Below are 7,281 nucleotides of genomic sequence, written 5' to 3'. Positions count from 1 at the left end.
CAAGTGCGGGCACTGGAGCAGAAAAAATGAGAATAACAGCCACCGGCAACGTCGGCATCGCTACCTTTGCGCCAAACGCCTTTTTAGACATTTCTTCCACTACCAATCAGGATTTATTCAGGGTCAATGATAATGGGACGGGGGATACAAGTCCTTTCATTATTAAGGCGGGCGGCAACGTCGGTATTGGCACGACGGTGCCGACTTCTTCTGTCGGGGCTATGCGGGTATTAGATATTTCTGGAACGTCAGATGTGTCTCTTTCTTTACGAAAAACTGATGCAGCCGCACAAGATTATGAGTTTTTTATCGGTAGCGATGAATCTTTGCAATTTAGAGACGGTATTGCTGGTGCCACTCGTATGTATATTATTCCAACAACCGGCAACGTCGGCATCGGCACCGCGGCTCCTCCGCAACTTTTATACGTCGCCGGCACCGCCGAGGCCCAGGGGTTCAAGCTCAATCAAAACGCTGTGGCTGGATACGTCCTGACCTCTAGTTCCGTTGGGGTAGGCACATGGATGGCTGTTAGTACATTAGGTGGGGGTTCAGGAACGGTCAACAGCGGCACCATCAACCAGGTCGCGAAATACGCGGCCACCGGTACTACGGTCAGCGGCTCATCCATTTTATTTGATGACGCCACCAACGTCGGCATCGGGACGGCGCTGTCGGATGCAAAATTAGAAGTTATGACTAGCGCCGCTAGCGCTACTGCTAATGCCTTGCAATTAACCAATGAGGGCTTGACGGCTAACCGCGGATTTGGAACCGGCATAGTGTTCAGATCGGCGACTACAGCAGCAGACGGCGACCTTCCGACAGGAAGGATTTACAGCGCATTTGACGGCAGTAATTACCCGACTGCCAGACTAACTTTGCAGAGCATAACTGGCGGTGGTGGTTATTTTGATACTTTGTCCGTAAAGGACAACAACGTCGGCATCGCTACCTTTGCGCCAAACGCCTTTTTAGACATTTCTTCCACTACCGATCAGGATTTATTCAGGGTCAATGATAATGGGACGGGGGATGCAAGTCCTTTCATTATTAAGGCGGACGGAAACGTCGGCATCGGGACGTCGGCGCCGAACGCGTTGTTTGGCGGCGCGAAACTCTCCATCAGTGGAACCACGGCCGGGAGCACTCCCAGTCTCGTAACGACCAGTGATATCGTCCTGGGAGCGGACGCCTCGTTGTTCTTTGACAGCATATATGCATATGAGGGAAGCGGCAATCACATTCGTCCAATCGCAGGAGGCCAGACCTTCGTTACGGCCGGGAAAGAGCGCATGAGAATCAACTCCTCTGGCAACGTCGGCATCGGCTCCCTTTCTCCTGCCAGCGCCCCCACGGCCGGCTTGCATGTCGTTCAAGCCGCTGCCGCGGATGCGTTCCTTGTGGATGACCAGGATGCCACTGACTCCTCGCCGTTTGTGATCAAATCTGATGGCAACGTCGGCATTGGCACCACCACCCCGCAGGCGCAGTTTGTAGTATCCACGGGCAATGTGGGCATAGGGACGTGGGTAGCAAACAACCGTTTCCAAGTGGTTGTAGACGACAGCCAAACCACACTTGGAAGCGTTGTGGCTATGGCTGGATTTAAGAACACCAACACAACCAACAATACGGCTTCTGTATTTTCTTTTCAGTCGACTGATAGTGGCGGCACTAATTTTGGAGGCGCAAGAATTGGAGCTGTATTTACTGACCATACGTCGGGGAGCACAAATGCTGCCTTTGTTGTTGATACCGTAAACGATTCATCTCTTACTGAAAAATTTAGAATAACAGACGCAGGCAACGTCGGCATCGGGACGACGGTGCCTGCCGGAATTTTCCACGTCAAAAGTTCTGTAGATGCGGGAGTTCTTGTTTTAGGCGATGACACTGGACTAACGACAGATGTTCAGCGTGGTCTGACGGTTCTCACACATAGCGGTGGGAATGTGTTTATAGACGCCAAAACATTTTCAGGCGGCGCAATCAACTTCCGTACTGGTGAGGGCACTGAAACTGGCTCTGCACGAACATGGATGACGGTTGACCCAACAGCAGGTAACGTCGGCATCGGGACGACGCTTCCCAGAGCGACTCTTGAGGTTGCCAACTATGTCGGCTTGCAGAAGGAATTTGACATTGGAAGCCAGGGCGGGGCTTTTACCATCACATCCACAAACGGGAACAAGCAAAAGGTCACGTTGACCGGGACCACCGCGCATACGGTCACATGGACAGCGCCATCGTCGGGGCTTACGGCGAATTTCGTCATCAAGGTGGTCCAGGGGTCGGGGACCGATACGCTGACGTGGCCCGCCACGGTGAAATGGGCCGGCGGCACCGCGCCGACACTCACCACCACCAATGGAGCCACCGATATCCTTGGTTTCTATTTTGACGGGACGAATTTCTGGGGCGCTCCGGTCGTTCTGAATGGAAGCTAAGGAGAAGTAGAAAATAAAAAATGTTTAATGCTTTTGCGGGTGTTTATGGATCGGCCACTTATAATCAAAATGAGACCATATCCCCATGCCAATGGCAAAAAGGATGGTTATTATCACGGCTTCCATTATTTACCTCCTTTTTTGTAAAACCAAACACTGTAAACCAGCAGACCTACGCCCACTATAACAAAGACGATGCGTATCGGCAAGGGCAATTTTTCGAAGAAGTAGCTGGCAAAACCGACGGTGAGAACGTTCTTGCCCAGGTCGCAGTAAATCTTGGCGACAAATTCATCGACCATATCTTTGCTGACGGTCATAGCAACGCCCTCCTTGTAAATAATGAAATTGGAGCAATAAGAGGGGACTATGATCAGTCTGTCGGGGGGAACAGAATAAATAGGGGTATACAACATTTGATAAATTATCAAATAACCAGAACAATGTCAAGAGATTTATGTGGAAGCTGATCCATGCTTAAAAGAATTTTAGGATTGACCATTTTTTGCCTGCTCCTTGCCGCTCCCGCTTTTGCGCTTGATGTCTCATACCTTGTGGTTGCTGGTGGTGGCGGTGGGAACGTCGGTGGTGGCGGTGCTGGAGGAATGCTTACCGGGTCAGGATTTGCTGTCACAGCACAAGCATACACGATTACGGTCGGGGGTGGGGGCACAGCCGGAACCGCTGGTGTGTCAAGTGCCACAGCAGGAGATAATAGTGTTTTTTCTACTGTTACGGCAACAGGTGGAGGACGCGGAGCCAATGCCTCTGGCAGTGATGCTGGTGGAGGAACCGGTGGTGATGGTGGTTCTGGTGGTGGGGCTGGTCCAGGAGCTGGGAATCTGGCTGGTGGTACTAAAACCGCCAGTCCCGCTCAAGGAAATAATGGTGGTTCAAATGCGGGCGGCGGTCCTACCGCCGCCGCCAGTGGTGGGGGTGGTGGCGCAGGCGCGGTTGGCCAGAATGCGACTCAAGATACCACGGGTGGGAATGGTGGCAACGGTTCGGCTTCTTCAATCTCCGGTTCATCTGTAACATATGCTGGTGGCGGAGGAGGTACCGTCTATCCTACTGCCGGCGGTACGGCAGGGACAGGAGGAACTGGTGGTGGCGGTGCCGGTAAGATCCGGGACGGTGGAAACGGAGTAAGCGGTACCGCGAACACCGGTGGTGGTGGAGGTGGTTCCGGTTACGCTGCGTCAGGAGGTGCTGGCGGCTCAGGTATTGTCATCATCAGCTATACAACACCTGCTGTCGACAACGGCACGGGCGGAACAAAAACCGCTAGCGGCGGCAATACGATACACACATTCACATCATCTGGAACATTCACAGCACCTTTTTTTGCGTCTAAGGTCTCATACCTTGTTGTTGCTGGTGGCGGCGGTGGTGGTAATGGACAGGGGAATCCCACTGCCGGTGGTGGAGGCGGGGGCGGCGGTTACATCTCCAATACGTCATTTTCTGTGACAGCCGGCCAGTCATATTCTGTGACCGTTGGCAGCGGCGGTACCGGTGGTTCAGGCACTAACGTAGAAAATTGCACGGCTGGTACCAACTCCGTATTCAGCACCTTGACAGCCATTGGAGGTGGTAAGGGCGGACAATATTATGGAAATTCCGGCGTTGGTGGTTCAGGTGGTGGCGGTGGTACAGCTGACTTTATTAATTATGGCTTTTCAGCAAGTGGTTCAGCCGGCACAGCCGGTCAAGGAAATGCTGGAGGTAACAGCACTTTGTTAGAAAATGGTGGAGCGGCTGGAGGTGGTGGTGGTGGATCGGGCGGCACTGGCGGCGCTGGTGGTGCTAACCCGGGTGGGAATGGTGGAAGTGGAACGGCAAATTCAATATCTGGTTCTTCTGTTACTTATGCAGGAGGAGGAGGTGGTGGTGGCACTACTACAGGCGGGTCAGCTTCCGGCGGTGGTGGAGCAGGAGGATCAGATGCTGTTGGAACAGCTGGAACCGAAAATACCGGAGGAGGAGGAGGAGGAGGGGCATCAACTACAGCGAGTAAGTCCGGCGGGAACGGTGGTTCCGGTATTGTCATCATCAGCTATATAACACCTGCTGTCGACAACGGCACGGGTGGGACGATCACCCACAGCGGCGGCAATACCATCCATACCTTTACTTCATCAGGGACTTTTGTTGCCCCTTTCGTTAATAGCGCAGTTTTGGGAGAGTTCTAATAATAGGGGACAGCGCCCTATTTCTTTTTGTTGCGATACGTTCATTAAAAACATTGACAATCTTCGTAGTATGTAATAATTTATCGTATATCACGTAAATCTTCCCCGGGTTTACCAGTTGTTTTTTATTAAATTCCCCAGAGATTAAAATAAGAGATTTCGTTATGCCGCGACGATCCAGATTGGTGGTGACGGGCATGCCCCATCATGTCACTAGGCCCGAAGCGCTGGAAAAGCGGTAGATGGGATCCATCGAATCCGTAGAGACGCAAAATTTTGCGTCTCTACCAAAGGGATGGGGAGATGGGGGAGAAATTTCAGAACAAATACCGTGTCCGATCCGCACGGTTGAAACAATGGGATTACGCGTCCGTTGGCGGATATTTCGTGACCGTGTGCGTCAAGGACCGTCAATGCGTGTTCGGTAATGTCATCGGTGGAAAGATGCGATTGAATGAATTGGGCAAAACGGCGGACCAATGTTGGCAGGACATTCCCAAACATTTCCCGTATGTTGGTGTTGATGAATACGTGGTCATGCCCAATCATATGCACGGGATTATTATCATTCGTGATGTGAAATCCATGAAATCCGTAGAGACGCAGCATTGCTGCGTCTCTACAAACACAAACACGAATATACAATTATCCAAAACATTTTATCATTTGAAATCGGGTTCATTGTCCGTCATTATGCGTTCATATAAATCCATTGTCGCCAAAACCATTCATCGAACGGGGTTAAAAACCTTCGCTTGGCAACCTCGATTTTACGATCATGTTATCCGCAATGACGTCGACCTCAACCGTATCCGCCAATACGTTGAAACCAACCCCTCGCAATGGGCCGATGACACCGAAAACCCGACCAAGGGTTGACATGCGTCAGTTTCATGTTATACTAGCTATAGTTATACATATGAATATAGCTATCCAGGAGGGGCTATGGTGACCGTTCAAATGACAATGGATGAAAAGCTGGTCAAGCGGGTGGATGACCTGGCGCATAAATTGCGCACGTCACGTTCTGCTTTTGCCAGGGAGGCCTTGAAAGAGGCGCTCAAGAAACACCAGGTGCTGGAACTTGAAGAAAAGCATAAAAACGGATACCTGCGGCATCCGGTAAAAAAAGGCGAATTTGATATTTTTGAAGATGAACACGCATGGGGGGACGCGTGAAACGCGGTGAAGTCCGTTGGTATAAATTCCATGCTCCGGATAAAAAACGGCCGGTTGTTATTTTGAGCAGAAATTCCGTCATTGAATATTTAGCGGAAGTGACTGTCGCACCGGTTACAGCCACCATTCGTGACATCCCTTCTGAAGTTGTTCTCACCGGGGAAGACGGGGTTTCCAAGGATTGCGCGGTCAATTGCGATCATTTGCAGACAGTGGCCAGATCAAAACTTGGCGCGTTGATCACAGTTTTATCCACGGAAAAAATGATCCAGATCTCAAAAGCCGTCCGCTTTGCCCTGGATGCATAATAAGGGACAGCGCCCTATTATTTACCTGAATTATTTCGCGCAAAATAAAAACCCGTCCCGCGTTTTAAGCGGGACGGGTTTTTTGTGTAAACGGATGGCGTTTATTTATGCGTATGGCGCATCTGCTTGCGCGTGCGGTGGTCAAGATAAAGCCAGCCCACCACAAATAGAAGAATTGCAAGAACTCCAGCGAGAGCGATCATTTACGGCCTCCTTTATTTTCTATAATTATAGCACTTAATACGAAGATCGCAACGGCAGCAACAATAAACCCGACGCGCAGGGTTACGGGCAGCTTTTCAAAGAAATAACTGGCAAATCCAACTGCTAAGATCGCCTTACTTAGATCCCCAAGATATTTGGCGATGAATTCCTGGGTTTCTTCTTTAATGGTGATTACACGCACAGTAAAACTCCTTTCGCTTGGTTCCGTCGGCGAAAGGAGCGGGGCACTCCCGGATGTTGCGGCACTGTGACGGAGGTGTTAACATTTGATTTATTATCAAATAATTTCTTGACATTGTCAAATCATTTGTTATCATGATTGCAGATTCATCAAGGGTTTCCCCGATCCTTGCGCAGGTCAGACCCATCCCCGCAATTAATGCAGTTCAATGATGAAGATCATTTATACCGATCATTTGAAATTGCGCATGAAATTACGGTCGGTCCCAAAACATCTGCCGCTGACGATCCTTGAAAAACCCTCGGAACGTTATTATGATACAATAACGAAACATCAGATTGCGATTGCTACGGTCATGTTAAAAGGTAAAATAAAAGAATACATGTTAGGTTTTGACGAGATTGACGACCGGGTGGAGTTGATCACGATCCATCCGATCAAACCGGCCCAGAAACTGGCAAGGGTCAGGTCCGGCAGATGGAGGCTGTTATGAAAACAACAGGGAAAAAGCCGTTGGTCAGGTATGACGTCAAGGCGGATGCTTTGTATATTTTAACGGGCAAAGGAGCGGAAGAGGAGTTTGTAGAGATGGCGCCGGGCATTAATATTGAAATAGATGAGCATGGCCAGATGCTTGGCATTGAGATCTTGAATGCCTCCCGTGTTTTGAGGCCTGTTTACCGTCGTTTGTTTCAACCGGCCATGTCTGGTATGAGAAGGTAGATCACAGCAGATTGGCAGTGCAA

The 7,281-nt window shown here is 50.3% G+C and carries 11 protein-coding genes; 9 read left to right on the top strand and 2 right to left on the bottom strand.

The genetic code is table 11. From position 1 onward, the window contains the following. Nucleotides 1-2,450, top strand: a 2,450-nt coding sequence (locus Q7K71_04890; protein ID MDO8675435.1) for a hypothetical protein, incomplete at its 5' end; no start/stop codon positions are given. A gap of 125 nt (nt 2,451-2,575) precedes the next feature. Here Q7K71_04890 and Q7K71_04885 read toward each other — a convergent pair. Continuing rightward, nucleotides 2,576-2,770 (bottom strand): hypothetical protein, encoded by a 195-nt coding sequence (locus Q7K71_04885; GenBank protein ID MDO8675434.1) that lies wholly within the window; start codon nt 2,768-2,770, stop codon nt 2,576-2,578. Between the two features lie 442 nt (nt 2,771-3,212). On the opposite strand from Q7K71_04885, the gene Q7K71_04880 reads away from it, so the two are divergent. The 6 genes from Q7K71_04880 to Q7K71_04855 all read left to right on the top strand — a co-directional run bounded on the left by Q7K71_04880 (nt 3,213) and on the right by Q7K71_04855 (nt 6,129). Continuing rightward, complete coding sequence (locus Q7K71_04880; protein MDO8675433.1) at nt 3,213-3,485, top strand: hypothetical protein; 273 nt, start codon at nt 3,213-3,215, stop codon at nt 3,483-3,485. Between the two features lie 576 nt (nt 3,486-4,061). Further along, nucleotides 4,062-4,193 (top strand): hypothetical protein, encoded by a 132-nt coding sequence (locus Q7K71_04875; protein ID MDO8675432.1) that lies wholly within the window; start codon nt 4,062-4,064, stop codon nt 4,191-4,193. A gap of 3 nt (nt 4,194-4,196) precedes the next feature. Beyond that, complete coding sequence (locus Q7K71_04870; GenBank protein MDO8675431.1) at nt 4,197-4,514, top strand: hypothetical protein; 318 nt, start codon at nt 4,197-4,199, stop codon at nt 4,512-4,514. Nucleotides 4,515-4,945: 431 nt separating this feature from the next. After that, the gene (locus Q7K71_04865) at nt 4,946-5,521 is read left to right on the top strand and encodes a transposase (protein ID MDO8675430.1); all 576 of its coding nucleotides are present in this window, start codon (nt 4,946-4,948) and stop codon (nt 5,519-5,521) included. A gap of 66 nt (nt 5,522-5,587) precedes the next feature. Beyond that, nucleotides 5,588-5,821 carry a ribbon-helix-helix domain-containing protein gene (locus tag Q7K71_04860; protein MDO8675429.1) on the top strand — a complete coding sequence of 78 codons (234 nt, stop codon included), beginning with the start codon at nt 5,588-5,590 and terminating at the stop codon, nt 5,819-5,821. Then, a complete protein-coding gene (locus Q7K71_04855) occupies nt 5,818-6,129 on the top strand; it encodes a type II toxin-antitoxin system PemK/MazF family toxin (GenBank protein ID MDO8675428.1) in 312 nt (103 codons plus the stop codon). Before Q7K71_04860 ends, Q7K71_04855 begins: the two co-directional genes overlap by 4 nt. Before the next feature lie 199 nt (nt 6,130-6,328). Here Q7K71_04855 and Q7K71_04850 read toward each other — a convergent pair whose 3' ends face one another. After that, a complete protein-coding gene (locus Q7K71_04850; protein MDO8675427.1) occupies nt 6,329-6,535 on the bottom strand; it encodes a hypothetical protein in 207 nt (68 codons plus the stop codon). A 208-nt stretch (nt 6,536-6,743) separates the two neighbouring features. Here Q7K71_04850 and Q7K71_04845 point away from each other — a divergent pair, with 208 nt between their 5' ends. Both Q7K71_04845 and Q7K71_04840 read left to right on the top strand, forming a co-directional pair. Next, complete coding sequence (locus Q7K71_04845; GenBank protein MDO8675426.1) at nt 6,744-7,028, top strand: hypothetical protein; 285 nt, start codon at nt 6,744-6,746, stop codon at nt 7,026-7,028. Further along, complete coding sequence (locus tag Q7K71_04840) at nt 7,025-7,258, top strand: DUF2283 domain-containing protein (GenBank protein ID MDO8675425.1); 234 nt, start codon at nt 7,025-7,027, stop codon at nt 7,256-7,258. The genes Q7K71_04845 and Q7K71_04840 overlap by 4 nt, the downstream gene beginning before the upstream one ends. Nucleotides 7,259-7,281: the final 23 nt, after the last annotated feature.

It is taken from the genome of Candidatus Omnitrophota bacterium, assembly GCA_030650275.1.
Classification (GTDB): domain Bacteria; phylum Omnitrophota; class Gorgyraeia; order Zapsychrales; family Fredricksoniimonadaceae; genus JACPXN01.
Note: the sequence above shows the minus strand (reverse complement) of the source record. Positions and strands in the feature narration are given on the sequence as shown.